Source organism: Actinomadura scrupuli (genome assembly GCF_050971785.1).
GTDB classification, from domain to species: Bacteria; Actinomycetota; Actinomycetes; order Streptosporangiales; family Streptosporangiaceae; genus Actinomadura_E; species Actinomadura_E scrupuli.
On sequence record NZ_JBPCCU010000021.1, the window covers coordinates 1 to 26,827 of the forward strand.

The following is a 26,827-nucleotide window of genomic DNA, read 5'->3' on the forward strand; positions in this document are numbered from 1 at the left end:
GGCGTCCGCGCCCCTGACCGGCCGCCCATGGACCTGACCCCCCAACCCCCTTCCCCACCCCCCAGACCCACCCCACCCCCGGCCCCACCCCCGCCCTCATGCCCCCAGACCTGCCGTGATCATGCAATCGTTCGACGATTGTTTGCATGATCACGGTGGTGGTGGGGACGGGGAGCAGGGGGTTGCGGGGGTGGGGTGCGAACCTTCCTGGGCGTACCGGCATCCAAGAGATCGAGTCCGTTGCACGAGGCGGGCGAACCGGTCACCGCACCGGGCCCCCGATGGTTTACTGAGGGGCCCGGAGGTCCTGGACAGCAAGGGCTCGGGACGCCCAGCACTCGTGACCCGCCGATCGATGCGCGGGTAGGCAGGCAAGTCGAAACACACCCGCATTAAGGAGCAAGGCGGCATGAGCATGGGCCACGAGGTTCGTTACCGTGTGCGTGGGGGCCACCAGTTGCGTGGCACCGTTTTCGTCCAGGGCGCCAAGAACGCCGTACTACCGATGATCGGCGCATCGCTGATGGCGGCCAAGGGCCGCACGGTGCTCAGGAACGTTCCGATCATCGAGGACGTGAAGCGCGCCGTGGAACTGGCCCGGGCGCTGGGCGCCAAGGCGGAGCTGCACGAGACCGAGCGCACGCTGGTCATCGACGCCTCTACGCTGAACAGCCCGGTGCTGCCCGCGGAGATCGCCGCTCGCTTCCGCGGCTCGTTCCTGTTCGTACCGGCCCTGCTGCACCGCCTGGGTGAGGCCGTCATCGAAGGTGTCGGCGGCTGCAACCTGGGCAGCCGCAATCTGGACTTCCACTACAACGGCTTCAAGCGGATGGGCGCCACCGTCACCGAGCAGGTGGCCTCCGACCACGACGGCACCATCCACATCAAGGTGGGGGACCTGCAGGGCGCCACGCTCTACTGCGACACTCCCTCGCACACCGGCACCGAGAACCTCATCATGGCGGCGGCGCTCGCCAAGGGCACCACCTTGATCAAGAACTGCGCGCTGGAGCCCGAGGTCCTCGACAACATCGAGCTGCTGCAGCGGATGGGCGCCAAGATCAGCGGTGGCGGCACCGGCTTCATCACGGTCGAGGGCGTCGAGGAGCTCACCGCGGTCGAGCACACCGTCATGCCGGACCGGATCGACGCGGGCGTGCTGGTGATGGCGGCCGCGATCACGGGCGGCGAGGTCAACCTGGTCGGTGCCTCGCTGGAGCACCTGGGCGTCGCGGCGGACAAGCTGGAGCAGATGGGCGTGGAGTTCCACCAGCAGGGCGCCGTGCTCCAGGTGCACCGGGAGCGCCCCCTGCGTCCCATCAACGTGATCACCGACGAGTACCCGGGCTTCGCCACCGATCTGCAGTCGCCGATCATGGCGTTGTCCTGCCTTGCGGAAGGCCCGTCCTATATTTACGAGCGCATCTTCGACGGCCGGTTCAAGCTGACCGACGAGCTGATCAAGATGGGCGCCGACATCGAGGTGAACGGCAACCGCGCCAAGGTCAACGGCGCCACCCCGCTGACCGGAACCACGGTCGAGGCACATGACCTGCGCGCGGGCAGCGCGCTCGTGCTCGCCGGCCTGGCGGCCTCCGGTGAGACAACCATCACATCGGCCTATTTCCTTGACCGGGGTCATGCGCACATCGCGGAGCGCCTGACCACGCTCGGAGCGGACATAGAACGCATCGTCGGCTGACGATTTCTTTCTGATCGTGCGGCCGTTTCCATGGAAACGGCCGCACGATCATGTCTACGCACAGTGAGCCGCCCCTTGCATCCTGTATGGCGGCACGGTAAGAAAATTCTTACTTAGATGTCGGTAGTGTTACTTTTTCGCCGCACTCTGAATAGATTTCACGCCAAGGCGTGACATCCGGGCCTCCTAAACCGATCAGATCATTGAGCAATAAATTGCAATGGAACTGCGGGTCGGCAAGAGGCAAGGGGCGTCAGGCCATGAGTCAACCGTTGGGCGGAGCGTGCAGAGGCACAGAGAGCGACCGCCCATGAGCGGCCCAAGAGGTGGGGCGGTGGCCCCGGATCTCACGATCGGTGTCGTGGGGCCACACGATCTCGTCGAACGGGTCATGCTCATGGGCCACGGTCCAACGCCGGTGCCGAGCCGGCTGGTGGCCGCGGCGTATCGCGACGAGCAGGAGGCGGCCGACAAGGTCGTCCGGCTGGGATCAGGCGTGGACGTCTGCCTGTTCGCCAGCCCGGTGCCGTACGACTTCGCGCGCAAGGCCGGTGTGCTCACCATGCCGGCCACCTATGTCCCCCTCAACGGTGCCGCCCTCCAGGGCGCACTGCTGCGGGCGGCGCTGGACGACCGGTTCGATCCGGCCAAGGTGAGCATCGACGTGCTCAGCCGGGCGGAGGTCGAGGAGGCCTACGGCGAGATCAACGTGCTCACCGAGCACGTCCACCTCCGCGAGGAGGCCGCCGGGCCCGGCACGCTGGCCGCGTTCCACGAGCGGCTGTGGCGACGCGGTGCCACCACTGTGGCGATGACCTGCGTGCACGCGACCGCCGAGCGCATGGAGATGGCCGGCGTGCCGACCATCCGGGTGCGCCCGACCGGGGCGGCGATCCGCAGTTCACTGCAGACCGCCGCGCTGCTCGGCGCCCACCACCGGCTGGAGGAGTCGCAGCTGGTCGTGGTGCTGGTCGACGTGCCGACGCTGCGCGAGACCCCGCGCCGGGTGACGCCGCGCTACTGGCGGGACGAGCTCAAGCTGGCGCTGCACCGCGTGCTGCTGCAGGAGGCGCATCGCATGAGCGCCTCGGTCTGGCCGCTGGACGACCACAGCTATCTGGTGACGGCGACCCGCGGCTCGGTGTCCGCCATCACCGACGGGTACCGCACGCCGCCCTTCATCGAGCGGGTACGCGACGAGCTCGGCCTGGCCATCGAGGTCGGCATCGGCATGGGCCGGACCGCGCAGGAGGCCGAGACGCACGCCCGCGCGGCGCTGGCCCGCTCGCAGTCCTCGCAGCGCGCGACGGGCTTCGCGCTGGACCGGGACGGCCGGGCACTGGTGCCCGCGCCGCGCCAGCCTCCGCGCAGCCAGCCGCAGGCCAAGCCCAAGGGGCTGGAGATCCTGGCCCGGCTCGCGGACAAGCTGGGCGACTCCGAGACCGGTGCCACGGTCACCGGCCCGGCCGGCGAGGCGGGACAGCCGTTGATCGTGGACGCGGAGAACGCCGGGAAGATGCTCGGCGTCACGCCGCGCACCGCGCGCCGGCTGCTGCGCACCCTGGTCGAGGAGGGCCTGGCCTGGCCGCTGCCGCCCAACCGCACACCACAGCCGGGCCGGCCCCGCCAGCTCTACCGGCTCATCGTGGAGAAACTCGGGCCGAAGGCCGGCTGAGCCCCCTTCCGGAGGCCGGCGGAGCTCCCACTCCGGCCTCGTTCTGAAACTCACGACACTTCACGCGATTTCCGTCAACCAGGACGCAGAGCTAGGCGTCTGACCTTATGTGGCCTTCCCTCGGAATTCCGGATGAACCCGAGGCCACACAGGTCGGCATGGCCGTAACGTCGCTGGTGCGGCGGATGTCGCACTCAACTTGCGTTACTCGGCCCGGCCTCCGGTTGCCGAGTGAAGGGGAAAGCCGTGGACGGGGAATGGACAGTTCCCGGATACCGCCATCTGCGGATGCTCGGCGAGGGTGCCTCGGGCCGGGTCATGCAGGGCGAGCATCTCGCGACCGGTACGCCGGTCGCCATCAAGTACCTCTCGGAGCAGCTCGTCAACGACGAGGAGTTCCTGGAGCGGTTTCGTGATGAGGCGCACCTGCTCGGTGACGTCCGCGACCCGCACCTGGTGCTGTTCCACGAGTACATCGAGGGACCGCGCGGTGCCGCGATCGTCATGGAGCTGGTCGAGGGCGTCAGCCTGGCCCAGCTGATCAGCTCGGAGGGCGCCACCCAGCCGGAGGCCGCGCTCGCGGTCCTCAAGGGCTCCCTGCTGGGGCTGGCTGCCCTGCACACCGCCGGGGTGGTGCACCGCGACTACAAGCCGGGCAACGTCCTGATCGACGCGGACGGCGACAGCAAGCTCGCCGACGTCGGCATCGCCGTCCGGGTGGGCGACAACGTCCCGTCCGCCGGTACGCCGGCGTACATGCCACCGGAGCAGTGGGGCGGCCGGCCGGTCAGCCCCGCCACCGACGTCTACGCGGCGACCGCGGTCTTCTACGAGTGCCTGACCGGGCAGCGCCCCTACCCGGCGAAGACCCTGCCGCAGCTCGCGCTGGCGCACCGTACGGCCGAGATCCCGGTGGGAGACGTGCCGCCGCCGCTGCGCAACCTCGTCCGGCACGGGCTCGCCAAGGATCCCTACGACCGGCCGATGACGGCCGAGGTGTTCCTCAACGAGCTGGAGGCCGAGTCCCTCGCGGCCTACGGCGACGACTGGGAGGAGCGGGGCCGCAGTCAGCTCAAGGAGCGCGCCGCGCTGCTGGCGCTGCTGTTCCCGGTCGCCCGGCCGGTGGAGGCGGGCGCGACCGCGATCGGCCTGTCGGAGCTGGCCGGCGGCGCCGCCAAGAAGGGACGCAGAGCCGGACTGGTCGCGGCGGCCGGAGCGCTCGCCGTCGTGCTCCTGGGCGGTGGCGGCGCGATCGTGTACGCCGCCGCCAACTCCGGCCCGGCGTCGGCGCTGCCGAAGACCTCGGCGACTCCCCCGGTCGACCCGAGCGGCGAACCCAGCGCCGACCCGAGCGGGGACCCGAGCCAGACCCCGACCGACTCGGCGAGCCCCTCGGTGAGCCCGACCGACGGGGTGACGCCCACCCCGGGTGCCACGGTGGTGCCGCAGGTCCCGGTCACCGCGACCACCGGCCCGGTGCCCACTCCGGTCACCACCAAGCCGAAGCCCGTCACCACCAAGCCGGTCGCCAAGCCCACCCCGTTCAAGGTCACCGGTGTCTCCGTCGGCATCACGCCTCCCAACTCCGACGGCATCGGCTCCTTCACCGTCACCGTGTCGACGACGGGCACCCCCAGCCAGCCGGTCACCCTGTCCTTCAGCGGCGACGGCGCGAAGCCGGATACGAGCTCGGTGACCCTGTCCGGTGCGCCCTACAGCTACTCCGGGTCGTACACCGGCGGCTGGTGCCGGAACGCGACCATCAGCGCGTCGGCCTCGCCGGGCGGGGCCTCGGGCAGCGGGTCGTACGATTCCGCCGGCGATCCCGCCTGTCAGCCCGTCGGATGACCTCGCAGTCGTTGCCGCCGCGGGTCAAGCCGCGGCAGCCGCAGGATCCGGCGCGGTACGGGGCGTACGAGGTGCTGGGGCGCCTGGGTGAGGGCGGCATGGGGCTCGTCCACCTCGGCCGGGCGCCCGATGGCGGGCTGGTCGCGATCAAGGTGGTGCGGGCGGAGCTGGCGCGTAACCCCGAGTTCCGGGCCCGGTTCCGCCGGGAGGCGGAGAGCGCCCAGCGGGTGCCGCGGTTCTGCACGGCCGAGGTGCTGGGCGCCGATCCGGACGCGCCCGAGCCGTACCTGGTGACCGAGTTCATCGACGGGCCCACGCTGGAGGAGGTGGTCAGGGCCGGTGGCCCGCTGCAGCGCGCGGAGCTCGACCAACTCGGCGTGAGCATGGCGGCGGCACTGACCGGCATCCACCGCACCGGGGTGATGCACCGCGACCTCAAGCCGAGCAACGTGCTGCTGTCCCGGATGGGGCCGCGGGTCATCGACTTCGGGATCGCCAGCGCGGTCGACGCGGTGCGGCTCACCGCGGACGGGCAGGCCATGGGCACCCCGACGTACATGGCGCCGGAGCAGCTGGAAGGGCGGCCGATCCCGGCCTCGGACGTGTTCGCCTGGGGCGGGGTCATGGCGTTCGCCGCCACCGGCAGGCGGCCCTTCGGCACCGGGCCGCTGCCGGAGGTGGCCGCCCGGATCATGCAGGCCGAACCTGACCTCGGCGGGCTCACCGGCCCGCTGCGGGACGTCATCACCGCGGCGATGACGAAGGACCACTCACGGCGGCCCAGCTCGGGCGACCTGCTGGAGATGCTGGGCGTCTCCGGCACCGACCCGGCGATGGCCGTACGCACCAGGCTCGCCGGGATGGGCCTGCCCGGACCGGCCGAGCCGCCACCGGACCAGACCCGGCACGACATCCCCACGCAGCCCAGAGCCGGGTACGCCGAGCAGGCGGGCTCCGCGCACACGACCCCGGTGCATCCGGCCGGCACGCCGGGCGACGGGGTCTCCATGCGGTTCGGTCCCGGGGTCGCGGTCCCGGACGCGGCCACCGCGATGTGGCGGGGCGGCCGTTCACCGGCCGCCAAGCGCAGGCGGCGGCGGCGGCTGGGTTCCCTGTTCAGCACGCTGTTCACCCTGGCCATCCTCGGCGGCGTGATCGCCTGGCTGCTCCTGCAGAACAGGACCGGTGACCTCGCCGTCAACGACGTCCGGCTCCAGGTCGAGAAGCTGAAGAAGACCTGCGGCGACGTCAGGGTGACCGGGACCGTCACCACCAACGGTGAGCCGGGCGTCCTGACCTACCAGTGGTGGCAGAGCGACAAGAAACAGCCCGAAGATCAGCAGGAACAGAACATCGGCAAAGGCCAGAAGTCGATAGCGCTGCCATTCCTCTGGAAGATCAACGGAAAGGGTCAGAACAAGTTCACCGCGACCCTCACCGTGTCCGGACCCGAGCAGCAGTCGAAGACAGCATCCATCCCGTTCACCTATGTCTGCAGAGGTTGACCGTCGCCGCTTCGACCGGACGGTCGAGTAGCGGACACCGCACTAACCCGTGAACCAGCGGAGCGATCCGGACGTGGTACCTCCAGAACGTTGCGTTCGTTTTCTCCACTGTTCAGCTCTCTCCGAAAGGTAAGCAGATGACCACCGGTCCCGAGTACGGCAACCAGGGCTATCCCGGACAAGGCCCTCAATACCAGCAGAACCCCCAATACCCACAGAACCCTCAGAACGGTCCTGGTCAGCAGTACCCGCAGAACCCGTCTGGTCAGCAGTACCCGCAGAACCCGCAGAACCCTCAGTACCAGGGTCAGCAGCCCTACCCGCCCGGCCCGCAGTACGGCGCGCCCGCCGCTCCGCCGAAGAAGCGGACCGGCCTGCGGATCTTCGGCGCCCTCGTCGTCATCGGGATCATCGTCATCATCATCATCGGCTACATGGCGTCCAAGAAGAGCCCCGACGCCGCCAAGATCGGTGACTGCGTCTCCCGCTCGGGCGGTAACGACATCAAGATCGTGAAGTGCACCGACGCCAAGGCCGCGTACAAGGTCGTGGGCAAGGTCACCAACCAGAGCCAGATCGCTTTCAACATCAATTCCGCGCGGATCTGCAAGCCGTACCCGGGTGCCACGAGCGCCTTCTGGAAGGGCAAGGTCGGCAAGACCGGCTACGTGCTCTGCCTCGGCCCCGTCAAGTAGTAGCGGCCGGGCGGCCCCGCCGTTCGCACCGATCATCCAATGCCCTCCCTTCGCGGGCCGGGCGGCCTCTCGGTCGCCCGGCCCGCGAAGCGCGCCCACACGGTCTTGCCTCCGTCCGGCGGGTGCGGGGTGAATCCACAGGCTGTGGACAACGCCACCACGATCGGAAGACCCCAGCCCCCGTTGGCGTCGTAGTTCTCCGGGGACAGGTCCAGATCATCGAGCGTCGGCTCGGTGACGGGCCTGGCCTGCGGCATCGCGTTGCCGGGATCCCAGACCTCCACCAGGACACCGTACGGATCACGGTCGGCGAGGTGCGGCAGACCCCAGCCGTCGAGACAGCGTTGGAATCGATCCCGGACCATTCCGCTCGCGGCCGGAGACGCCAGCACACACCAACGCACTTCATCCGAATTCATCGCTGCTGTCACCGTCACACCGTCCTTGGCGCGGCCTCTTATCGGTCACGTCGAGAATGGCTGCAAAAACCCACGCGCTCGCGTATCGTCGATTTAGTCGATACAACGGAGGGTGAGCAATGAGTGCAGTGGAGTCACTGGATCCGGACTCTTCGTTCCGCGATTGGATAGCATCTGACCTGCGTTTCTATCGAGAGAAATATGATCTCTCATTGTCCCAGTTAGGTCGGATCATGGGCTGCACTCGGCAGAGTGTATCGAACCTGGAGCACGCTCGGCCCACCTTCAAAGTGAACGATCATCAGGCCAAGACCCTGGACGAGCACTGGCAACTGAATGGACACTTCAGGCGACTGCTGCGATATGCCCGGTCAGCTCACAATCCGGACTGGTTCCAGGAGTACGTCGGGTACGAAACCAGGGCCTCCGTGCACCGGATGTACGAGCTTTGCCTGGTCCCCGGCCTGTTCCAGACCCCCGAATACGCGCGTGCACTCCTGGAGGGCGGGCCAGGTCGTGGAGGACGTGGAGGCCGCCCTGGACGTGCGCATGGCCCGTCAGGGAATTCTGAATAAAAAGCCCAGGCCCCTGCTGTGGGTTCTGCTGGCGGAGAATGTGCTCGACACACCGGTGGGCGGCCCCGAGGTCATGAAGGCCCAGCTCGCCCGGCTGCTGGAACTGTCCGAGCTGCCCAATGTCACCGTGCGGATCGTGCCCAGGTCAGCGGGGGCACATCCAGGGCTGGACGGCTGCTTCAAGATACTCACGGTGAAAGAGGGGGACATCGCTTATGTCGATGCGCCGGAAGGAGGACGACTGATCCTCGGCGCCGTGGAAGCTCGCGGATTCGGAGTAAGATTCGACCGGATCGGGGCTGTGGCACTTCCCGTCACTTCCTCCCGGAGCCTCATCACTCACGCGATGGAGAACTTGAAATGACGGAGTGGCGCAAGAGCAGCCGTAGCAACACTTCGGGCGGCGATTGCGTGGAGGTGGGCCGGCTCTCGGAGGCCATCGGCATCCGCGACAGCAAGAACCCCGGCCGCCCCCACCTGTCGCTCACCGCCGACGCCTTCGCCTCCCTGCTCACCAGAGTCCAGCGCGGCGAACTGGATCTGCACCTCCCATAGCGCAAGCGACGGAGCGTTACTCATGATCACTTGGCGCAAGTCCAGCCGCAGCGGCGGAGGCGGAACCGGTGGTCAGGAATGCGTCGAACTGGCGGCGCTCCCCGGCGGCATCGGCATCCGCGACAGCAAACACCCCGACGCCGGCCACATCACCCTCGACCACGAGGCATTCGCCAGGCTGGTGAAGAGGATCAAGCACCACGACGCGGGCGGCTAGCGAGGTGGCCGTGAGCGTTGCCTTCGGCATCGACCGCCCCCCGGACGATTCCGCCGCAGCCGTCCCGACCAGGGGATACGCCACATGACGACCGACGTACCCCGCGAACCGACCGTCCAGCACCACGTCGCACGCGACTGCCCCGGTTTCGTGACCTCCTGGTTGGACAAACGTCGGCGGGAGGAGCGCCGCCGACCCGATCCCGACCACCAACTCGTCACGTGATGAGCCGGTGGAAGCCGTTCCGCGTCGCCTGTTCGGCACTGCCGGTGGGAAGGAGCAAGGGCCCGGCGGCGCCGGACCCTTGCAGGTGAAGCTAGGAGCGGCCGCGCTGACTGCCTTCGAGGCAGACTTCGATGATGCCAATGAGGCAGCCGATCGCGATACCGACGGAGCCGCCGATGATGGCTCCCTGGACCGAGATTGTGCCGCCGAAGATGACGTCCCCGGCGGTGGTGCCGCCGACGGCGCAGGTGGTGGCCTCGAAGGCGGCGCCGACGCACATGGCGCCGAGGATGGCACATCCGATGGCGCGGAGGGCGATGATGCCGGTGATCCTGAGAACACCCATGGGAAGCCCCTTTTGTTTGTAGCGCTCGCGCTGGTGCGAGGCATTCGGGGTCTACCGTGCCGAGCTCGAACTGTCCGGCAAGGCCGGCCCCGCACAGCGGCGGAGGCGGTGCCGGCGGTCAAGAATGCGGAGGCGAAGTGGCCCGCGGGGCGAAGCTCTCCGCTACCGAAGGGGCCGGTCAGCGGGCCTGGACGGCCGCGATCGGATGGGTGTCGGGCGTGGTGGCCCGGTCCGCCACGAACACGTACCTGCCGCCCGTGAGGTAGAGCGCCAGGTTGGCGGTGACCCAGCGGAAACCGGTCACCCCGAGGTAGGTCTCCTTGCCGTCCCGGAGCGACATGCTGCGCAGATGGGGGCTGATGGTCTGGTCGTCGAGGTAGACCACCCGCCCGGCCTCCACCTGCATGGTCCGGACGTCCGACACCTGCTTCGACCAGCGCTCCCGCCCGTCCGAGAGCCCGAAGGCGACCACCGACTCCCGGCCGCCGTCCAGGCTCGCGCTCACGATGAGCAGGCCGTCCTGGACGAAGAGCCGGTAGACCGGGGCGGCGGAGAAGCCGTGCGGGTCGATGTCGAGCCGGCGCCGGCCGTCGTCGCGCTGGATCGGCTCCGAGGCCCGGCCCTTCGCATCGAAGATCGTCACGGTGCGGGTACCGCGCTGGCCGCTTTCCTGGACGTACACCACGGCCGGTGCCGCCGACAGCAGGGTGAGGTTGGCGGACGGGGTCCGGATCGGCACCGGTACCTCCCAGCGGGTCCTGCCGGTAACGGCGTCGATCGCACGGATCCTGGGTGGTGCGCCGATACAGCCGAGGTCGGCCACCACCTGGTCACCGCCGGCGATGACCTTGTCGAAATGGCAGCGGTCGGTCACCTTCTGCTCCCAGCGTCGCGCCCCCTCCCGGAGGGTGAACCCCTGGAGCGTCTGCTGGGTCTGCAGGACCGCCGTCTCCCTGGACACCGCGACGACGTCCGCGGTCATGCTCGACGGCAGTTGCGCGGCAGGCAGATCCTTCTCCCAGAGCTCCCGGCCACTGGCCAGGTCGACCGCGCTGACATAGGTGCACGGCATGCCCTCGGCGGCGTGCCCGACCAGCCCGACCCCGCCCTCGACGGTCCGGCTCATCGCGCAGAGCACCTCGGGCGCCGGGATGGTGTACGTCCAGACTTGCCTGCCGGTGGCGACGTCATAGGCGGCCACCCCGTCGAAGCGCGCCCGTACGACCGTCGAGCCGTTCTGCCAGCTCCCGAGGGCCTCCGGCTCGGCCGGCCGATCCGGGGGTACCGCCCAGACGGTGTTCAGGCTGACGCCGTGCGCCAGGTCGAAGACCTTCGCCCCGGGCAGTACGCCGGCCACCGCGAACGCCACCGCGACGATCCAGCCGATGGCGCGGGTCCCCGATCTGCTGATCCCGGCGATGGCGACCGGCACCACCAGGAGGAGGGCGATGATGGACAACGGGATCGTCCAGGACGTACCGCGCGGGCAGGGCCCCCGGTTGGTGCCGCACGAGCCCCCGGCCTCAGTGCCCAGCGCACCCCACGACCGCACCTGCACGGTCAGTGCGAGGCCGACCAGGACGGCGCCCGCCAGCCCGATCAACAGGGGCAGGATCCTGATCCGCCGTTCCGACTTCTGGTACCCGTACATCGCCGTAGACCTCGTTCCGGCGCCGACGGCGTGGACCGGAGACGCCCGGTCCACGATCAGCCGAAGGGCGCACCTGGTGAGACTCGCGTCGCGGCTCCGGAGTTGGCTCGAAGATCGTCCTTTTTCGCGGGTTCCGGCACCGGCGGTGCCCCGCCGCAGGCCGGGCGGCCGTTCTCCCCCGTCTCGCCGGCGGCCAGAGGTCCGATAGCCGCGACAATCTGTCGGGCGCGTCCCCTATTGTCATGAGTCATGCGCACTACGACTCCTGACACCCGCACCATGAGCCCGGTCGCCTGGTCGGCTCTGATCGTGGTGTACATCGTCTGGGGCTCGACCTACCTCGGCATCGGGATCGTGATCGAAACCATCCCGCCGCTGCTCGGTGGCGCGATCCGTTTCCTTGCGGCCGCCGGGCTGCTGGCCGCGTACGTCGCCGTACGGCACGGCCCGGGGGCACTCCGTGCGTCCCCGCGGCGGCTGGGCTCGGCAGCCCTGGTGGGAATCCTGCTGCTCACGGGAGGCAACGGCATGGTGGCCGTCGCCGAGCAGCACATCTCCACCGGGCTGGCCGCGCTGATGGTCGCGTCGGTGCCCCTGTGGCTGGTGGTCTTCCGGCTGGCGACCGGCGACCGGCCGGCCGCCGCCACCCTGATCGGAGTGATCACCGGATTCGCCGGGGTGGCGCTGCTGTCGCTGGTCCACCACGGCGGGTCGGGCAGCGCGCTGGGCATCGCCATCATCCTGGTGGCGTCGCTGTCCTGGGCGATCGGCTCGTTCCTGTCCGGCCGGCTGCCGCTGCCCGCCAACTCCCTGACCACCAGCGTGTACGAGATGGCCGCCGGAGGGCTCGCGCTCCTCGCCGTCGCGGCGGCGCGCGGCGAGTCGATGGACCCCGGTCAGGTCTCCACAAGGTCCTGGCTGGCCCTGGCCTACCTCATCGTCTTCGGCTCGCTGGTGGCGTTCACCGCGTACTCCTGGCTGCTCAGCAACGCCCCGATCTCCCTGGTGGGCACCTACGCCTACGTCAACCCGGCCGTCGCGGTGCTGCTCGGCGCGCTGATCCTCAGCGAGACGGTCACCTGGCCGATGCTGATCGGCGGGCTGGTCATCATCGCCGGAGTCGGCATCGTGGTCTCCACCGAACGCCGGTCCCGCCCGGCCGAACTGCCCCAGAAGGACAACATCCCGATCGCCGTACCCGAACGAGACTGACCCACCTCACCCCGCCCCGCCCCGCCCCGGACCCACCTCCCCATCCGTGGTCACGTGGGGTGTGGGAGGGGCGGGTGTGGGAGGGGTCAGTTGCGGGCGGGGTAGGCCTGGGCGACGGCGAGGAAGGCGTCGTTGTCGTCGGGGGTACCGATCGAGACGCGGACCCCGTCACCGGAGAACGGCCGGACGCTCACCCCTGCGGCGTCGCAGGCCGCCGAGAAGGCCATGGTGTCCTCACCGAGCCGCAGCCAGACGAAGTTGGCCTCGGTCGCCGGCACGGCCCACCCCTGTGCGAGGAGGGTGCCGCGTACCCGCTCGCGTTCCTTGACGGTGAGATCCACCCGTTCCATCAGCTCGTCCTCGGCTCGCAGTGAGGCGATCGCCGCGGCCTGCGCGATGCTGTTGACCGTGAACGGCAGATAGGTCTTGCGCACCGCCGCGGCCAGCAGCGGGTGCCCGACGAGGTAGCCGACGCGCAGCCCGGCCAGCCCGTACGCCTTCGAGAACGTCCGCAGGACCACCAAGTTGGGCCGCCTCGGGTAGAGCGTGAGGCCGTCGGGCACTTCGGCGTCCCGGACGTACTCGCGGTAGGCCTCGTCCAGCACGACCAGGCAGTCGTCGGGCACCTGGTCGAGGAAGGCCTCCAGCTCGGCGGCGCCCACGACGGTGCCGGTCGGGTTGTTGGGGTTGCAGATGAAGATCAGGCGGGTCCACGGGGTGATGGCGTCGGCCATCGCGGCCAGGTCGTGCCGCTCGTTGTGCAGCGGGATCTGTACCCCGCCGGCACCGGACAGCGAGACCAGCAGCGGGTACGCCTCGAAGGACCGCCAGGCGTACATGACCTCCGCGCCGGGCTCGCCCACCGCCTCGAGCAGCATCTGGGTGACCCCGACCGAGCCACAGCCGACCGTGATGTGCTCCTCGGGCACCTGGTGGCGCCGGGCGATCTCCGCGATCAGCTCCGTGCAGCCGTTGTCGGGGTAACGGTTGACCTGCCGTCCCGCCTCGGTGATGGCCGTCAGCACCGAGGGCAGCGGGCCGTACGGCGACTCGTTCGACGAGAGCTTGAACGACCTGCCGTCGGGCGCGGTCACCGTCTTGCCGGGCTTGTACGCCACGAACCGATCGAGCACGGAACGGAAACGAGGAGTGGCAGACACCGTTGTCCTCCGGGTTGAACGTGGGGTGAAGCGTAGGGGTGGTCCGCTCCACACTAGTGCGCCGCCCCGCTCGCCTTCGCCGGTGGGCGCCGCACGACATTCACCCGATCATCGTCCATCATCGACCGATATTGCCAGGTCAGGGGCTTGATAACAGAAAGTCACGGGTAAGGCCCCGGAGAGTATCCATTGCGACGGTTGTACTCGGGAGAGCGTTGATGAACATCAGGCAGAGCCTTCAGAACATGTTCAACTCGATCGTACAGACCGTGCCGAAGATCATCGTTTTCCTGATCATCCTGGTGATCGGATGGATCGTCGCGCGGCTGCTGCGCAAGCTGGTGGACATGATCCTGGAGAAGGTGGGCTTCGACCGCATGGTCGAGCGAGGGCTGATCGGCGACAGCTTACGGCGCAGCGAGTACGACGCCAGCAGCCTGGTGGCCGCGCTGGTCTACTACGCCATCCTGCTGATCACCTTGCAGATGGCGTTCGGGGTGTTCGGTCCGAATCCGGTCACCGCGCTGCTCGGCAGCATCGTCGCGTGGCTGCCCCGGGCGATCGTGGCCGTCATCCTGATCGTGGTGGCCTCGGCCATCGCCAAGGTGGTCAAGGACCTCATCAGCACCGCGCTCGGGCGGCTGTCCTACGGCCCGCTCATCGGCACCCTGGCCGCGATCTTCATCCTGGCGCTCGGCATCATCGCGGCGCTCGACCAGATGGGCATCGCGACGACCGTCACCCAGCCCGTCCTGATCACGGTGCTGGCCACGATCGGCGCGGTGATCGCCATCGGTGCCGGCGGTGGTCTGATCCGGCCGATGCAGGCCCGGTGGGAGCGCATCCTGTCGTCCGCCGAGACCGAGACCGGCAAGCTCCGGGGCCAGCCCTACCAGCGGGGCCGCGAGGACGCCCTCCGCGGTGGCGGGGTACCGACCGAGCAGGCGCCCCAGCAGACACCGCACTCCAACATGCCGGGATCGGGCATGCCCGGATCAGGCGGTGGAGGCTCCACGTACCAGTGAGCACACGGCGATGACCCGCAGGAGCTGCCAGTCGTACTGCTCGCCGGGCCACCACCCCTGCTCCAGCGCCGTGTCGGCGAAACCGTGCAGGTAGTCCAGCAGCGTGGCCTCGTGGACTTCGTCACCGGATCCGGTGATGACATCCCGGACCGCCGCCGCGTGCTGGTCCACCGCGGCGGCCAGCCCAGGATCGGCCTCCATCTTGGCGACACCGGCATCGCCGATGTCCTGGATGAGGCCACGCAAGATTTCTGACAGATCTCCCGACATAGCACCAAAAGGTAGCAATGACCTGGTCATGCGTCTGCCACTAGGTGCGGACCCGCAGCATCGGGGGGCGCAGTTGCTCGGCGTCCCCGCGGCGGTAGAGCTGCGCCGGACGGCCTCCGTCACGGGTGGTGGTGCACCCGGTGGGCACCAGGAAATGATCGGCTCCGGTGACCTTCCGGTGGAAGTTGCGGGGGTCCAGCGGCGTGCCCCAGACGATCTCGTACACCCGGCGCAGCTCGGCGACCGTGAACTCGGGCGGGCAGAAGGCGGCGGCCAGTGAGGTGTACTCCAGCTTGGCCCGCGCGCGCTCCACCCCGTCCAGCAGGATCCGGCGATGATCGAAGGCGGCCTGGTCCCGGTGGACCAGATCGTCCACCGCGGTCCAGAGCACCTGGGCGCGGCTGGAGGCGGGCAGGTCCGGGGCCAGCCCCAGGTAGGCGACGCTGACCACCCGCTGGCGGGGATCGCGGTCCGGGTAGCCGTAGGTCGCCAGTTGCTCGAGATGGATGCGTACGTCCGCGAGCCCGGCGCGCTCGGCCATCAGCCGGGAGGCGGCGACCGGCAGGTCCTCGTCGAGCTGGATGAAGCCGCCGGGCAGCGACCAGCATCCGGCGTACGGCTGCCGGTCCCGGCGCCACACCAGAGCCGACAGGCGCTGCTCCCGGACCGTCAGCACGACGAGGTCGACGGTCACGGCGACCCGGGGAACTGACATGTGTTGAACGTTATCCGGCCCGGCCGCCTCGTACGGCCACAAACAGCAGGCGGGCCCGGCCCGAGCGCGCGCCGGGCCCATCGGCCGGATCCGGCCGCTTCGCCGCCGGGCCCGGGAGCCGGCCGGGGAGGCCCGGGCCGCCGCTCAGGGCAGGATGCGCTCGGCCTGGGCGTAGGCCTGGCGTGCGGCCTCCTCGGCGTCGGCCTGGGTGACGTTGACGCCGTACATGGTGACGCTGGCCAGGTAGCCGCGCGAGCGCAGCACGACGTACCAGGTCTTCACGTGCGAGTTGCCGCTGGTGGTGGCCACCCCGACCGTGCGTGAGCCGTCCCCGAGCCGGCTCTGGGTGGCCTCGACGATCTGATGGGCGGACCACTGGTCGCCGACCCGCGCCCGGAACGTCCGGCAGCCGGCCGGCACCCGCAGCTTGACCTGGCGGTCCGCGGTGGCCGCGGAGATGGTCAGCAGCGTCTCGGTGACGGTCTGCCCGTCGCCCTTGGTGAAGGTGGTGATCGCCGCGGGGGCGTACTGGGCCTCCGGCGACGACCCGAAGGCGCGGGAGACGGCGGCGCATTTGGGCTTGTCGAGCTTCACCTGGCTCTGCAGCTGGTTGAAGTTCTGGATCGCCTTGAGCGAGCCGTACTCCCCGGAGTCCGGCTCGCCTGCCCGGCGGTAGCCGGGCAGATCGGTGAGCAGTGCCTGCCGGAGCTGGTCCGAGGTGTAGCCCTGCCCCACCGCCGCCGTGCGGCCGGGACGGGGTACGGCGCGCGGCGGCGAGCCGGCACAGGCGGAGGCCAGGACCACCGCCAGCGCGATGGTCAGCACGGCCCGACGAGTCATGGAGTTGACCTTACCGTCCGGTGTCGCCCATTCCGGAGTGCCTCACCATTGATCGTCGCGATCCCGGGTAGAAGAGGAGGCAGCGTTTTCGCGGAAAAACATTTCGGGGGGAAACAGATGTTCCGGAAAGCATTGGTCATTCCTGCCTTACTCCTTGCATTGACTGCCTGCGGGGGCGCCAAAGAGGCCGCCAGAGTCGACACGATGGTCTCCGCATCGGCGTCGATGAGCGCGGCGTCGCCGACGGCCGCGGCGAGCTGCCCGACCGCTGCGACCAAGAAGTTCGCCAAGACGAGGTTCGTCGCAGACGTCGGCCTTGCCTTCGGGGCGTTCAACCGCTACATCCTGCGGCCGTACAGGGAGGGCGCGTTCAAGGAGGGGGCGGCCGGCCGCACCAAGGCCCTGATCAAGGCGGCGGCGGCGGGCGCCTTCGCCGTCAACCGGCTGAACGCGGCCCGGCGGCTGGTCGACGACGACCCGACCCTGTGCAAGACCCTCAAGGCCCCGCTCAACGGGTTGTGGACGCAGTTGTCGTCGCTGACCGACAAGCTCAAGTCGGGCAACGTCGACCCGAGCCTGATCTCGGGCGCGTCTGGCGTCATCGAGGGCGTGCGGCAGAACGCCGGCAAGCAGGGCCTGACCATCAAGGACGAGTGACCCGCGTCCGCGCTCCGGCCGCGGGAGCACGCCTCGGCGTGGTCTCGCGGCCGTCGCCGGTGCGGTGCGCCTAGTTGACCGGACCCCGGTCGTTGTACACGCCGGTGTACTCCTGGCCGGAGAGCTTCTGGATGGCCTGGATGACCTCGTCGGTGATGGCCCGGCGAGCCCGCGCCGGCGGGTCGTTCTCGTACTGCCCGAACTCCAGCGGCTCGCCGATCCGCACCGTGACCCGGGCGAAGGGCGTCGGGAGCGACTTGCCGAGCGGCTGCATCCGGTCGGTGCCGATGACGCCGACCGGCAGCACCCTTGCCCCCGAGCCGAGCACGAGTGCGCCCACGCCGGTCCGCCCGCGGTAGAGCCTGCCGTCGTGCGAGCGGGTGCCCTCGGGGTAGATCGCGAAGGCCTTGCCGGCGTCGAGGATGCGGATGGCCTGGTCCAGCGCGCCCATCGCGGCCCGCTGAGTGCCCCGCTCGACCGGCACGTGGCCCAGCGAGGTCATGAACCAGCGGGCGAAGGCCCCCTTCAGGCCCGGCCGGTCGAAGTACTCGGCCTTGGCGATGAAGGTGATCTGACGGGGCAGCAGGGCCAGCGGGATGATGAAGCTGTCGATGAACGACAGGTGGTTGCTGGCCACGATGAGAGGACCGCTCGGCGGTACGTTCCGCAGTCCTTCGACCCTGGGGTGAAGAAGCAGTCGCAGGATCGGGGCGACCACCCGCACCATGAACGTGTTCAGCAAGGCGATCCTCCAGAATTGCGCTCCCACACTGTAACCCGACCTGCGGAACAACCCGCAAATCGGCACCGTGACGAATCACACCGCGTTATTCACGCGCGAATACTGGACGGTAGATCTAATCCAATTACTTACTCAATCGTAGGTTTCTGAGTAGTAACAGTGACCGGGTAGCCCTGTGCGCCGATCCCCGCCCGGGAAGATCGCCGCACAGGATGAGGCGGGCCACCGGCGGGACGTGCCACCATCGTGCCGTGAAGATCCTGATAAGAGTGCTCATCACCGCGTTGGCGCTCGGGGCCGCCACCTGGTTCCTGGACGGCATCAAGCTGAGCTCACCGGGTGAGCCGACCCCCGACACCGCGAAGAAGGTCGTCACGCTGCTCGGCGTCGCCGTCATCTTCGGCCTGGTCAACGCCTTCCTGAAGCCGATCATCAAGACGTTCGGATGTATCTTCTACATCCTCACCCTGGGCCTGTTCGCCCTGGTGGTGAACGCCCTGCTGCTGGAGCTGACCAGCTACATCGCCGACCGGCTCGAGCTTCCCTTCTACGTGGACGGGTTCATGTCCGCGTTCTGGGGCGCCATCATCGTCGGCGTGGTGAGCTGGCTGCTCAACTGGCTGGTCAGCGACGACGACTAGGTCATCCGGGGCACAGCGAGTCCAGCCGGTCTGTCTGCGAGGTGTCCAGCGGCTGGTTGGGGTGACCGGCGCGGAACTCGCAGGTCGGCGGGTTGGAGTCGCTGACCTCGGGGATCTGGACCACGGCCAGTTCGTTGCCCGTCAGCACGTGTGAGGTGCTGAAGTCGATCGGGCCGGTGACGGAGTCGTCGTAGGCGTGCGGCTGCTCGAAGCCGCGTACGAGATCGGCCGCCGTCGGCATCGTCCCCGGGTGGCCGCTCAGCCAGGTGGCGGCCGTCCGCAGGAAGAGCCGGGTGGCGTCGAACGCGACGCCGACCCGCTCCCCTGTCCACAGCAGGCTGAAGGAGTCCAGCCTGTCGCGCAGGTTGCGGTAGACGGCGCCGTAGCCGCTGCAGAACGACTTCATGCTGCCGTCTCGCGGCCGGTCCCCCAGCTGGCAGGTACGCCCGAGCCGCAGGACCTTGACGCCCTTGGTGGCATAGCTGATGGACAGCCCGCTGAACTTCGTCTTGCCCCGCTGGTTCGGATCCGCCATGAACCGGGAGATGGCGTCGTCCGCGACGATGATCGGGCGGTTGTTGCCGCAGTTGTTGAGGATGGTGCTCAGGAACTCGGTGAAGTCGCCGCCCCGTGCCCTCTTGCGGCCCGCCGGCCCGGACGCGACGGGCTGGTCGTGCCGGCCGGCGTAGATGACTACCGAGTACGCCCCGCAGAGCTCCCGGGGCCGATCCAGCGTGGTCAGCAGCCTGGGGGCCGGTACCCGGCCGGCGCCCCGCCTGGCCGCTTCGTTCATCAGGTCGTTGCGGAGGCTGTCGCCGTAGGCGTCCCTCGCGTCGATCAGCCCCTGCGGCTCGTAGACCGTGAGCGCGTCGACCGGCACCGCGCCGGACCCCCGGTACAGCTTGAGCTGGTCGTCGTGGCCCACCACGTAGTCGGCGGCGTACGCGCGGAAGTAGTACGGCACCACCTGCTCGACGTAGGTCAGCATCAGCTCCGCCTCCTTCTGGTTGGGCGGCACCAGCTGGAAGTAGTAGTGGTTGTTCATTGCGGAGTCCTCGTTGTGGTCGCCCGACAGGGTCGTGGTGACCATCGGCACCCCGGCCTTGTCGAGGATGGTGACGGCGGCCAGCGTCGTGGGCACGCTGCGGTCGAGACCGATCACTCCCAGCAGGTCGCGCTCCCGGCGGAACAGCGGGACCAGCAGATCGTTGGCCACCACGTCCGCGTGCAGCATCTTCTCGCCGCCGTTGGCCACGATGACGCGCAGCAGCGGCCCGCTGCCCAGATCGTTCTGCTCGCGCTGGGCGACCGCGATCCCCTCCAGCTCCTCGGCCTGGGCCGAGTCGGAGTCCTGCCCCGGGAGCGCCGACAGCCCCGCGAGGTAGACCAGCCCGACGATCGGCCGTCCGGTCTGGGCGTGCTCGCGCTCGGCCTCGTCGTTCTGCCGGAAGATCTGCCGCTCGTCCTCCAGGAGCCTGGGCTTGGTGCCGAACAGCTGGTACGGGGTCGAGCTGTAGCCGACGCAGTCCGCATGGCCCTCGGAGACCTTCAGCATGACGACGGTCCGGCCGAACGGCTCCGCCGGCCAGCAGCCCGTGGCCCAGTACGGCCGCAGGAGGACGCCGAGCGGGACCAGGAACGCCACCAGCACCGCCAGTGCAGTCGGCAGTGCCACCTGGGGCCAGGAGAGGCACGACGGGCGCCGTCGCCGGTAGCCGGGCTCCTGGCGCAGGCCGGTGACGTCCTCGGCCGTGACCGCCACGCGCACGTACCAGGCGGTGGGCTGCGCCGGCCCGTCCGGGCGCCGGGTACGGGCCCGTTCCCGCGCCGCGCGCCGCCAGGCCTCCAGCGCCTGTGCCGCGATCGGGACCGGCACGGGCGGCGCACCCGGCTCCGGTACGACGTCCTGGTCCACCATGCAGAGCAGCAGGAGCGGATCGGCCTGCCGGGTGCGTTCCCGTACGTCGGCGACGAGCGCGGGCAGCATGGGTACGGCCCCGCCGGCGTCGAGCAGCATCACCGGATGAGACGTGCGCCGCCAGGCGTGCAGGCGCCACGGACGGCGGCGGTGGGCGACCCGCAGATCCTCCAGGAAGGCGTGCACCAGCAGCCGCTCGACCTCCGGCCGCAGGTCCGGCAGGACCTGGGCCGGACGCCCCTTGGTCAGGCCGACCGCGAACGGCAGGAACCGGAACCGGCCCGCCCGGCGGGGGCTCAGGAACGGCTGGCGCATCAGCCACCGCGTCTCCCGGCCGAGCCCCGGCACCCCTCCGGTCCACAGCCAGAACCGCAGGAGCGGCGTGAAGATGCTGACCAGCGCGAACACGATCTGCGCCCCGCTCTGCGCACCCGACACCGGGCCGAGCCGGTCGTTGCGGACGCCCAGCCGCCGCTCCCTCAGCCGCCGGACCAGGGTCGCCCGGCGGTCCCCGTCGCTGCCGGCGGCGTCCCCGAGATCCTCCCGGGTCAGCCAGTCGACCAGCCGGTAGCGCGGGAAGTAGACGCTGTGCCGCACCCCATCCAGGATGTCGGGCAGGTCGGTGGCGGCCTGGGAGAGTTCCGGCAGGATCGAACCCGCCGGGGCCCACCCCGCACCGGGATCGGGGACGGCGCTGCCCCGGACGGACACGTGGGTGACCTGGTCGAGATGGGCGGGAAGGGCGACCTCCGGCTGCTCGGTGCCGGTCGCCCGGACCAGCCAGACGATGGGCGGCACCTGGTCGCCCCGCCACCGGCCCCACACTCCGCCGGGCCGGTCGCACAGCGCTTTGATCAGGTCATGCAGGCCAGGTCGGTCCGTCATGGCATCGGCTCCCCGGTCGCCGTCCACTCACCGTCACCGTTCAGACGCTGAAAGTAGATGTCAGGTTCCGCCGCATCAGGAGCCGAGTGAGGAAATCGTTTCCCTGGCGGCGCGCAGACTCCCGTGACCGGGTCGTACGGAAGGTGCCCGTCAGGTGCGGCGGCGCAGCACCCAGGGACGGACCTTGCCCAGCCCCTGAAGGGGGCGGGGACGCAGCGAGACGGTCTCGTACTGGCCCGCCACCGCGGCCGACAGCGCGGTGTCGACCAGCACCGCGGACGGATAGGTCACCGAGGTCAGCCGGGCGGCGAGGTTGACCGGTGTGCCGAAGACGTCGCCCAGCCGCAGGATCACCTCGCCGTACGCGAGCCCCGCCCGGACCTGCGGGAAGCCGTCGTCCAGCCCGGACCTCTCCGCGATCTGCAAGGCGATCTCCGCCGCGGCGCACGGGTCGTCGGCGCAGAACAGCACCTCGTCACCGAGGGTCTTGATGATCCGGCCCCCGAGGTCGGCACAGATCTCGGTCGTGACCGTCTCGAAGCGCTCGACGAACGCGGCCAGGGTGTCACCGTCCATCTGCCGGCTCAGCCGGGTGAAGGACACGATGTCGGCGAAGCCGACCGCCAGCCGGGCGGTGCCCGCGGTCGGATCGGCGGTGGCCGCGGCCGTCGCGGTCACGGCCCGCATCCCGGAGGCCGCGAGCTGACGGCGCCAGCCCTGCAGCAGCAGCCGTTCGAACCTGGGCCGCAGGTCATGGGTGGTCTCGATGACGGTGGCGATCGTCTCGTCGGTGACCGGCTCGCCCGGCGGGAGCAGGAGCTCGCCGACGCGCAGCAGCCATACGTCCACGAGCCAGCCGGCCAGCCGGCCCATCGTCTGCCCGACTGCTCTGGACAGGTGCAGGACCATCTCCTCGTCGACGTACTCGTTGTCGAGGAGTTCCTTGATGTCGCGCAGCGCCGCGGCGTCCTCTTCGGTGAAGGCGGTCGCACCCTCGGGCGGTGTCGGGAAACCGAGCGCACGCCAGATCAGCATCCCGGTCTCGGCCGGGACCCCGGACTTCTCCGCGATCTCCGCCTGGGTGTATCGGGGGGAGCCGCCGAGCAGCATCTCTTCGAGTACGTGTTCCGCCGGCATGTCGCCTGTCAGCTCCCTGTCCTGATCGGCCGTACCTGGACCTGACCCGCTCAGGAATGGAGCAGGGACAGTCCCCAGGTGACTTGGATATTCTGCGGCTGACCAGCCGAGCTGGTAAAGGTGACCACGGCCTGGCCCGGCAACTGCACGAGCAGGCGCTTCACCGAGATCTTCAGCTTGTAGGTGCCGTCCTTGGGGATCGTCCCCTGCAGGGTGGCCAGTTCCAGCTGACCGGTCGAGCTGGTCGCGCTCCAGGTCACCGGCCCCTTGCTCGCCGCGAGCTCGACGTAGGCCGGCTTTCCGAGCTCCAGGCTCAGCTGCGGGGGGCCCACCGTGAGCTGCCCGAGCAACGGGGTGCCGGCGCCCGCCCCGGGTGTCGCGGTGGGCGCCGGGGGTGTCGCCGTGGCCGCCTCATGGCCGTCGAGCTGTGGCACGACCGGCCCCGCCGGGCCGGTCTGTCCCCCGTCGGCCTGTGGCGGGCGTACGGGTGGGCGAACCCGCTGTCCCTTCGACGGCGACCCGCCCTCGATGGAGGGATGGCGCTGCCACGGCCACTCGATCCGGGAGTCCGGCAGGGAGGGGCCCATGATGAACGCGGCCACCAGCGCCGACACCAGCGCGCCCGCCACACCGCCCGCGGTGAAGATCCATCGACGCGCGATGGGCGAGGGCACGTCGGGCTGGCGCGGCATGCCGTCGGGGTTGAGGTGGCCGCCACGGGCGGCGATGTCGGCCCGGTAGCCGGCCAGCTCCGAGTCCGTCCCGGTGTGCATCACACGGTGCCGCAGCCCCGCCGGCACCACCGGCGCGGGCGGCACCTTGAGCAGCGCGGCCACCGACATCTCCGTCCGCAGCAGGCACTCCGGGCACGTCGCCGCGTGCGCCGCGAGGTCATCCGGCGCCGGCTCCGCCCCGCCGCCGGACGCCTGGACGCCGGGCCGCCGCGAGCACCGGGTGAGCACGTCCGAACTGATCACCGACTCCGCCAGGGACCAGGCCCGTGCCGCCTGGGAGTTCGCCCGGCGCGCGGGCACCCCCAGGACCGCCGCGAGGTCCTCGCCGGTCACGTCGTGCCGCAGCGCCAGCAGCAGCAGTTCCTGGTCGCTGAAGTCGAGCCGTGCGAGCATCGACTCCAGCGCCTCGCGCAGCTCGCTGAGCGGCAGCCCGCTGTCGGGGTCCGATCCGCCGGCCTTTCCATCACTCCAGTCCCAGTGCAGCGCACGGCCGCGGTTGCGGGCCCGCAGCAGGCAGCGGCGGCGGGCGGCGGCGTACAGCCAGGAACGCAGCCGCTCCCGGTTGCGCATGCGCGGCGCACGGCGGGAGGCGTCGATGAAGGTGTCGTGCACGATGTCCGCGGCGGCCTTGGGCTCCTCCGTCAACGACACGCAGTAGTCGTAAAGGCGCTCCACGTACAGGTCGTAAAGCGTGGCAAGGGCGTCCTCATCGCCCTGATGGAGACCCATTACCAGCCTGCGGTCGGCCTCCGGATCGAACGGTGACCAGTTCACCATGCTGCTCCCGACATTTAGCGCCGCACCTTACATACACCAGGGCACAGTCGTCACACCACAAGCTCGCCCAAAATGAAGGGTGTTGGCCGTACCACGGCTAAACGGTGAGGGGCCGAAACTTTCAGGATTGTCATGATCGGTCAAGTTGACCGTCAGGCATTGTGCGGCTTACGCGCATTCTTCGGACCCGGAATCGTCCCAGCTCGACGGCCTTGTACGGATCCGCCTGGGGCGGCCCGGACGGTGGTGTCATCTGGTGGCGGTCATCGCCGGTGGTCATCCGGGGGTGGTCGTCGCACAGCCCCTCTACGCCGCGGCGCCGGGCGGTCGCCGCCGTGGCGGGCGGGTGTTCCGGCAGGGCGATCGAGTCCCGGCCCGTACCGAACCATAGAGCGGCTGCCGCTACACTTGCTAGCTGTCGGGCCGGACTTATGAGCTCAAGGGTCCATCTACGAGCTGGTAGAGTTCCTTCCCGTGGAAACTCCTGGTTGACCCAGGAGGGACCTTGCAGCCGTAGCTCAACGGATAGAGCACTTGACTACGGATCAAGAGGTTGGGGGTTCGAATCCCTCCGGCTGCGCATCGTCTGACCAGCAGAAACGCCCCTCGCCTGATCATTGCGAGGGGCGTTTTGCTAACACCCTTGCTAACAGGGCCTTCCTACGCCGCCTCGTCGATCGCCTTGGCGAAGATGTCCGCGACCGCCGCCATCTGAAAGCTGATCACGTGCGCGTACACCCGGAGCGTGATCGCCGGGTCGGCATGTCCGAGTCTCGCGGCGACTACGTGTACGGCCCCCCCGGACAGCAGGAGCGTGGTCGCGTGGATGTGCCGCAGACTGTGAAGCCGCGCGGCGGGAAGCGGGTCCGCCGGCTTCTGGGTGTTGTGCTCTCGGACGAGCTTGGTCATCAGCGCTGACGGTGTACTCGGGTAGATCGGCTCGCCCCATGCCGTCGTGAAGACGTAATCCCCGGTCCCCTTCCAGTCCTCCCCCAGGGCGAGCCGGTCTGCCTTCTGCTGCGCCCGGTGCGCGCGGAGCACGGCAACGGTCTGGGTGTCGATGCTGACGACCCGGGACCGGCCGCTCTTGGTGGTGCCCTCCACGCGTTCCCTGTCGACGACGGCGGCCGAGCCGCTGATGAGGATCTCGGGCTTGTCGAGGTCGACGTCCTTCCACCGGAGGTTGAGCAGTTCCCCCCGCCGTGCCCCGGTGTAGGCGGCCAGTCGGTAGAAGGCGTACAGGCGATGCCCTTTTGCGGTCTCCAGGAAGGCCCGGAGTTGCGCCGGAGTCCAGACCGCCCCGGGCTCTTCATGTGGCCGCTTGGGCAGCTTGGCCCGGAGCGCCGGCTTGGCCGGGAGAATCTCGTCGACCTCGACGGCGTCCCGCAGCGCTTTACGCAGCACGGCGTGTACGTGCGCGATCGTCCTCACCGAAAGCGGGTTTCCATTGCGGCCGCCTCCAGTGAGCAAGTCGCGGGACAAGATCCTCACCACCCGCGTGAAGGTCGACCACTACACCCAACTCGTCCGCGCCGAGATCCATCGGGCCCTCAACTCCGGCACACCAGTGATTGAGTGCGCCGATTACGCCAGTGCTTGCGTGCCCTGGTGGAGCGATGCCGACATCGCCTCGTTCCTCGCCGACCGGGGAGCCGATCCCCAGCTTCGTACCTACCTGTGGGCCTACCCTGCCGGGATCGACTGGTTTGCCGCCCTTTCCCAGGCCGACGCTAAGGTGACCCGGGAGGTACTCCATGCCGCATACCGAGCCCCGCTCACCCCGTCCGACCTTGCCGAACTCTGGCCGGCCGGACCGCCTATCGGTGGACCCGGAGGCCCTGTTCGTCTACGGAAGCCTCCAATTCCCTGACGTCCTGTTCACCCTCATCGACCGAGTACCCGACCACAGCCCGACCGCCGCCCACGGCTGGCGCGTCACCGCCCTACCCGGACGCGTCTACCCCGGACTCGTCCCCGGACAGGGCACCGCCAGCGGCTACCTGATCACCGGTCTCAGCCCCGAGGAGTGGCGGACCTTGGACGCGTTCGAAGACCCCGTATACGAGCTGCAACGCCTGGATCTGATCGACGGGCGCCACGGCTGGACGATTCTTCGTAGTGAGGTCAGTTAAGGGAATCGTCCCCGATGTTCCGGCCGGATCCAGGTCATGAGCTGCTCGGCCCCCGCCTTGATCGTCGGGTCAGGACTTTGGCTCAGTTGCGAGCACAGCTCTCCGAACCTCACGACGGGACCACTCGGCTGCAGGTGTCGGGCAACGGCGGCGTAGAGGTGGTCCAGTTGTTCGTCATCGGCTGTGGCGACTGCTCGGGAGATCAGACAGACCCCGTGGATGTCGTTACGGTCTAGCAATGCATGACAGCCAGCGTCAGTGACCGCGGTATCCCCCGGGTCCAGCAGCAGAGTGAGCAGAAGCTCTGCGATACCCCGGCGTTCTGCTCGGTAAGCCAGCTTCTGAGCGGCATGGGCGCGGACGGACCAGTCCGGTGACGATGCCGCATCGATCGCTGCAGCGAGGTCGGCATCAGATCGCATGGTGATCAGACTGACAGGCTGCCCTGTCTAGTCCCAGGAGATGCTTGACACCTCTGTCCCAGGACATCCTTGACAGGTGGTCTAGGAATCATGGGCGGCCTTGCGGGGCCGGTGGGCTTTGATGCTGCGGACGGGCTGGTCGGTGGT

General features: G+C 69.3%; 25 protein-coding genes, 1 tRNA gene and 1 pseudogene. 15 read left to right on the plus strand and 12 right to left on the minus strand.

The window, feature by feature from the left end; genetic code table 11:
- The first annotated feature begins 415 nt into the window (after nucleotides 1–415).
- From murA to ACRYCC_RS43610, 5 genes are all read left to right on the plus strand, one after another.
- Entirely contained in the window at nucleotides 416–1,702 is a 1,287-nt protein-coding gene (murA, locus tag ACRYCC_RS43590) for a UDP-N-acetylglucosamine 1-carboxyvinyltransferase (RefSeq protein WP_433820159.1), read from the plus strand.
- 310 nt (nucleotides 1,703–2,012) lie between these two features.
- A complete protein-coding gene (locus ACRYCC_RS43595) occupies nucleotides 2,013–3,377 on the plus strand; it encodes a transcriptional regulator (RefSeq protein ID WP_433820118.1) in 1,365 nt (454 codons plus the stop codon).
- Between the two features lie 246 nt (nucleotides 3,378–3,623).
- Complete coding sequence (locus tag ACRYCC_RS43600) at nucleotides 3,624–5,225, plus strand: serine/threonine-protein kinase (RefSeq protein ID WP_433820119.1); 1,602 nt, start codon at nucleotides 3,624–3,626, stop codon at nucleotides 5,223–5,225.
- A complete protein-coding gene (locus ACRYCC_RS43605; protein WP_433820120.1) occupies nucleotides 5,222–6,730 on the plus strand; it encodes a serine/threonine protein kinase in 1,509 nt (502 codons plus the stop codon). Before ACRYCC_RS43600 ends, ACRYCC_RS43605 begins: the two co-directional genes overlap by 4 nt.
- Before the next feature lie 137 nt (nucleotides 6,731–6,867).
- Nucleotides 6,868–7,425 carry an LppU/SCO3897 family protein gene (locus ACRYCC_RS43610; RefSeq protein WP_433820122.1) on the plus strand — a complete coding sequence of 186 codons (558 nt, stop codon included), beginning with the start codon at nucleotides 6,868–6,870 and terminating at the stop codon, nucleotides 7,423–7,425.
- Nucleotides 7,426–7,457: 32 nt separating this feature from the next.
- Here the strand turns inward: ACRYCC_RS43610 and ACRYCC_RS43615 are convergent, their stop codons facing one another.
- Nucleotides 7,458–7,817, minus strand: coding sequence for an ATP-binding protein (locus ACRYCC_RS43615; protein ID WP_433820124.1), 360 nt, complete (start codon nucleotides 7,815–7,817; stop codon nucleotides 7,458–7,460).
- 464 nt (nucleotides 7,818–8,281) lie between these two features.
- Between ACRYCC_RS43615 and ACRYCC_RS43620 the strand changes: the two are divergent.
- The 4 genes and pseudogenes from ACRYCC_RS43620 (at nucleotide 8,282) to ACRYCC_RS43635 (ending at nucleotide 9,416) form a co-directional block, all read left to right on the plus strand.
- A pseudogene (locus tag ACRYCC_RS43620) lies at nucleotides 8,282–8,783 on the plus strand (DUF5753 domain-containing protein).
- The gene (locus ACRYCC_RS43625) at nucleotides 8,780–8,974 is read left to right on the plus strand and encodes a DUF397 domain-containing protein (RefSeq protein ID WP_433820126.1); all 195 of its coding nucleotides are present in this window, start codon (nucleotides 8,780–8,782) and stop codon (nucleotides 8,972–8,974) included. Before ACRYCC_RS43620 ends, ACRYCC_RS43625 begins: the two are co-directional and overlap by 4 nt.
- A gap of 22 nt (nucleotides 8,975–8,996) precedes the next feature.
- A complete protein-coding gene (locus ACRYCC_RS43630) occupies nucleotides 8,997–9,191 on the plus strand; it encodes a DUF397 domain-containing protein (RefSeq protein ID WP_433820128.1) in 195 nt (64 codons plus the stop codon).
- Nucleotides 9,192–9,275: 84 nt separating this feature from the next.
- Nucleotides 9,276–9,416, plus strand: coding sequence for a hypothetical protein (locus tag ACRYCC_RS43635; RefSeq protein WP_433820129.1), 141 nt, complete (start codon nucleotides 9,276–9,278; stop codon nucleotides 9,414–9,416).
- Nucleotides 9,417–9,507: 91 nt separating this feature from the next.
- Here ACRYCC_RS43635 and ACRYCC_RS43640 read toward each other — a convergent pair whose 3' ends face one another.
- Nucleotides 9,508–9,762 (minus strand): hypothetical protein, encoded by a 255-nt coding sequence (locus ACRYCC_RS43640; RefSeq protein WP_433820130.1) that lies wholly within the window; start codon nucleotides 9,760–9,762, stop codon nucleotides 9,508–9,510.
- A 178-nt stretch (nucleotides 9,763–9,940) separates the two neighbouring features.
- Nucleotides 9,941–11,413 carry an outer membrane protein assembly factor BamB family protein gene (locus ACRYCC_RS43645; protein ID WP_433820132.1) on the minus strand — a complete coding sequence of 491 codons (1,473 nt, stop codon included), beginning with the start codon at nucleotides 11,411–11,413 and terminating at the stop codon, nucleotides 9,941–9,943.
- 249 nt (nucleotides 11,414–11,662) lie between these two features.
- On the opposite strand from ACRYCC_RS43645, the gene ACRYCC_RS43650 reads away from it, so the two are divergent.
- Complete coding sequence (locus tag ACRYCC_RS43650) at nucleotides 11,663–12,625, plus strand: EamA family transporter (RefSeq protein ID WP_433820134.1); 963 nt, start codon at nucleotides 11,663–11,665, stop codon at nucleotides 12,623–12,625.
- An 86-nt stretch (nucleotides 12,626–12,711) separates the two neighbouring features.
- Here ACRYCC_RS43650 and hisC read toward each other — a convergent pair whose 3' ends face one another.
- The gene (gene hisC / locus ACRYCC_RS43655) at nucleotides 12,712–13,785 is read right to left on the minus strand and encodes a histidinol-phosphate transaminase (RefSeq protein ID WP_433820136.1); all 1,074 of its coding nucleotides are present in this window, start codon (nucleotides 13,783–13,785) and stop codon (nucleotides 12,712–12,714) included.
- A 218-nt stretch (nucleotides 13,786–14,003) separates the two neighbouring features.
- On the opposite strand from hisC, the gene ACRYCC_RS43660 reads away from it, so the two are divergent.
- Nucleotides 14,004–14,810, plus strand: a complete 807-nt coding sequence (locus tag ACRYCC_RS43660; RefSeq protein ID WP_433820138.1) for a mechanosensitive ion channel family protein — start codon at nucleotides 14,004–14,006, stop codon at nucleotides 14,808–14,810.
- Here ACRYCC_RS43660 and ACRYCC_RS43665 read toward each other — a convergent pair.
- From ACRYCC_RS43665 to ACRYCC_RS43675, 3 genes are all read right to left on the minus strand, one after another.
- Nucleotides 14,781–15,080: a DUF6401 family natural product biosynthesis protein gene (locus ACRYCC_RS43665; protein WP_433820140.1), complete on the minus strand. Its 300-nt coding sequence runs from the start codon at nucleotides 15,078–15,080 to the stop codon at nucleotides 14,781–14,783. The genes ACRYCC_RS43660 and ACRYCC_RS43665 overlap by 30 nt on opposite strands.
- 40 nt (nucleotides 15,081–15,120) lie before the next feature.
- Nucleotides 15,121–15,795: an NUDIX hydrolase gene (locus tag ACRYCC_RS43670; protein WP_433820142.1), complete on the minus strand. Its 675-nt coding sequence runs from the start codon at nucleotides 15,793–15,795 to the stop codon at nucleotides 15,121–15,123.
- A 144-nt stretch (nucleotides 15,796–15,939) separates the two neighbouring features.
- Entirely contained in the window at nucleotides 15,940–16,635 is a 696-nt protein-coding gene (locus ACRYCC_RS43675) for a hypothetical protein (protein WP_433820144.1), read from the minus strand.
- Between the two features lie 204 nt (nucleotides 16,636–16,839).
- Here ACRYCC_RS43675 and ACRYCC_RS43680 point away from each other — a divergent pair, with 204 nt between their 5' ends.
- Nucleotides 16,840–17,292 carry a hypothetical protein gene (locus ACRYCC_RS43680; RefSeq protein WP_433820146.1) on the plus strand — a complete coding sequence of 151 codons (453 nt, stop codon included), beginning with the start codon at nucleotides 16,840–16,842 and terminating at the stop codon, nucleotides 17,290–17,292.
- Nucleotides 17,293–17,362: 70 nt separating this feature from the next.
- Here ACRYCC_RS43680 and ACRYCC_RS43685 read toward each other — a convergent pair whose 3' ends face one another.
- Nucleotides 17,363–18,034 carry a lysophospholipid acyltransferase family protein gene (locus tag ACRYCC_RS43685; protein WP_433820147.1) on the minus strand — a complete coding sequence of 224 codons (672 nt, stop codon included), beginning with the start codon at nucleotides 18,032–18,034 and terminating at the stop codon, nucleotides 17,363–17,365.
- A gap of 251 nt (nucleotides 18,035–18,285) precedes the next feature.
- Between ACRYCC_RS43685 and ACRYCC_RS43690 the strand changes: the two genes are divergently transcribed.
- A complete protein-coding gene (locus tag ACRYCC_RS43690) occupies nucleotides 18,286–18,675 on the plus strand; it encodes a phage holin family protein (RefSeq protein ID WP_433820149.1) in 390 nt (129 codons plus the stop codon).
- 1 nt (nucleotide 18,676) lies between these two features.
- Here ACRYCC_RS43690 and ACRYCC_RS43695 read toward each other — a convergent pair whose 3' ends face one another.
- The 3 genes from ACRYCC_RS43695 to ACRYCC_RS43705 form a co-directional block, all read right to left on the minus strand.
- Complete coding sequence (locus tag ACRYCC_RS43695; RefSeq protein ID WP_433820151.1) at nucleotides 18,677–21,478, minus strand: ABC transporter substrate-binding protein; 2,802 nt, start codon at nucleotides 21,476–21,478, stop codon at nucleotides 18,677–18,679.
- 150 nt (nucleotides 21,479–21,628) lie between these two features.
- Nucleotides 21,629–22,615 (minus strand): adenylate/guanylate cyclase domain-containing protein, encoded by a 987-nt coding sequence (locus ACRYCC_RS43700; protein ID WP_433820153.1) that lies wholly within the window; start codon nucleotides 22,613–22,615, stop codon nucleotides 21,629–21,631.
- 50 nt (nucleotides 22,616–22,665) lie between these two features.
- Nucleotides 22,666–24,126, minus strand: coding sequence for an RNA polymerase sigma factor (locus ACRYCC_RS43705; protein ID WP_433820155.1), 1,461 nt, complete (start codon nucleotides 24,124–24,126; stop codon nucleotides 22,666–22,668).
- A 507-nt stretch (nucleotides 24,127–24,633) separates the two neighbouring features.
- Here ACRYCC_RS43705 and ACRYCC_RS43710 point away from each other — a divergent pair.
- Nucleotides 24,634–24,706, plus strand: a tRNA-Arg gene (locus ACRYCC_RS43710).
- A gap of 80 nt (nucleotides 24,707–24,786) precedes the next feature.
- On the opposite strand, the gene ACRYCC_RS43715 is transcribed toward ACRYCC_RS43710, so the two are convergent.
- Nucleotides 24,787–25,557, minus strand: coding sequence for a tyrosine-type recombinase/integrase (locus ACRYCC_RS43715; protein WP_433820156.1), 771 nt, complete (start codon nucleotides 25,555–25,557; stop codon nucleotides 24,787–24,789).
- A gap of 392 nt (nucleotides 25,558–25,949) precedes the next feature.
- Here ACRYCC_RS43715 and ACRYCC_RS43720 point away from each other — a divergent pair, with 392 nt between their 5' ends.
- Nucleotides 25,950–26,258 (plus strand): gamma-glutamylcyclotransferase family protein, encoded by a 309-nt coding sequence (locus tag ACRYCC_RS43720; RefSeq protein WP_433820158.1) that lies wholly within the window; start codon nucleotides 25,950–25,952, stop codon nucleotides 26,256–26,258.
- Nucleotides 26,259–26,827 lie beyond the last annotated feature (569 nt).

What these genes read in the sequence shown, in the direction of transcription:
- murA (WP_433820159.1), top strand. Translation starts at nt 416, where the DNA reads ATGGGCCACGAGGTTCGTTACCGTGTGCGTGGGGGCCACCAGTTGCGT.
- ACRYCC_RS43595 (WP_433820118.1), top strand. Translation starts at nt 2,013, where the DNA reads ATGAGCGGCCCAAGAGGTGGGGCGGTGGCCCCGGATCTCACGATCGGT.
- ACRYCC_RS43605 (WP_433820120.1), top strand. Translation starts at nt 5,222, where the DNA reads ATGACCTCGCAGTCGTTGCCGCCGCGGGTCAAGCCGCGGCAGCCGCAG.
- ACRYCC_RS43610 (WP_433820122.1), top strand. Translation starts at nt 6,868, where the DNA reads ATGACCACCGGTCCCGAGTACGGCAACCAGGGCTATCCCGGACAAGGC.
- ACRYCC_RS43625 (WP_433820126.1), top strand. Translation starts at nt 8,780, where the DNA reads ATGACGGAGTGGCGCAAGAGCAGCCGTAGCAACACTTCGGGCGGCGAT.
- ACRYCC_RS43630 (WP_433820128.1), top strand. Translation starts at nt 8,997, where the DNA reads ATGATCACTTGGCGCAAGTCCAGCCGCAGCGGCGGAGGCGGAACCGGT.
- ACRYCC_RS43635 (WP_433820129.1), top strand. Translation starts at nt 9,276, where the DNA reads ATGACGACCGACGTACCCCGCGAACCGACCGTCCAGCACCACGTCGCA.
- ACRYCC_RS43640 (WP_433820130.1), bottom strand. Translation starts at nt 9,762, where the DNA reads ATGGGTGTTCTCAGGATCACCGGCATCATCGCCCTCCGCGCCATCGGA.
- ACRYCC_RS43645 (WP_433820132.1), bottom strand. Translation starts at nt 11,413, where the DNA reads ATGTACGGGTACCAGAAGTCGGAACGGCGGATCAGGATCCTGCCCCTG.
- ACRYCC_RS43650 (WP_433820134.1), top strand. Translation starts at nt 11,663, where the DNA reads ATGCGCACTACGACTCCTGACACCCGCACCATGAGCCCGGTCGCCTGG.
- ACRYCC_RS43660 (WP_433820138.1), top strand. Translation starts at nt 14,004, where the DNA reads ATGAACATCAGGCAGAGCCTTCAGAACATGTTCAACTCGATCGTACAG.
- ACRYCC_RS43665 (WP_433820140.1), bottom strand. Translation starts at nt 15,080, where the DNA reads ATGTCGGGAGATCTGTCAGAAATCTTGCGTGGCCTCATCCAGGACATC.
- ACRYCC_RS43670 (WP_433820142.1), bottom strand. Translation starts at nt 15,795, where the DNA reads ATGTCAGTTCCCCGGGTCGCCGTGACCGTCGACCTCGTCGTGCTGACG.
- ACRYCC_RS43675 (WP_433820144.1), bottom strand. Translation starts at nt 16,635, where the DNA reads ATGACTCGTCGGGCCGTGCTGACCATCGCGCTGGCGGTGGTCCTGGCC.
- ACRYCC_RS43680 (WP_433820146.1), top strand. Translation starts at nt 16,840, where the DNA reads ATGGTCTCCGCATCGGCGTCGATGAGCGCGGCGTCGCCGACGGCCGCG.
- ACRYCC_RS43695 (WP_433820151.1), bottom strand. Translation starts at nt 21,478, where the DNA reads ATGACGGACCGACCTGGCCTGCATGACCTGATCAAAGCGCTGTGCGAC.
- ACRYCC_RS43700 (WP_433820153.1), bottom strand. Translation starts at nt 22,615, where the DNA reads ATGCCGGCGGAACACGTACTCGAAGAGATGCTGCTCGGCGGCTCCCCC.
- ACRYCC_RS43705 (WP_433820155.1), bottom strand. Translation starts at nt 24,126, where the DNA reads ATGGTGAACTGGTCACCGTTCGATCCGGAGGCCGACCGCAGGCTGGTA.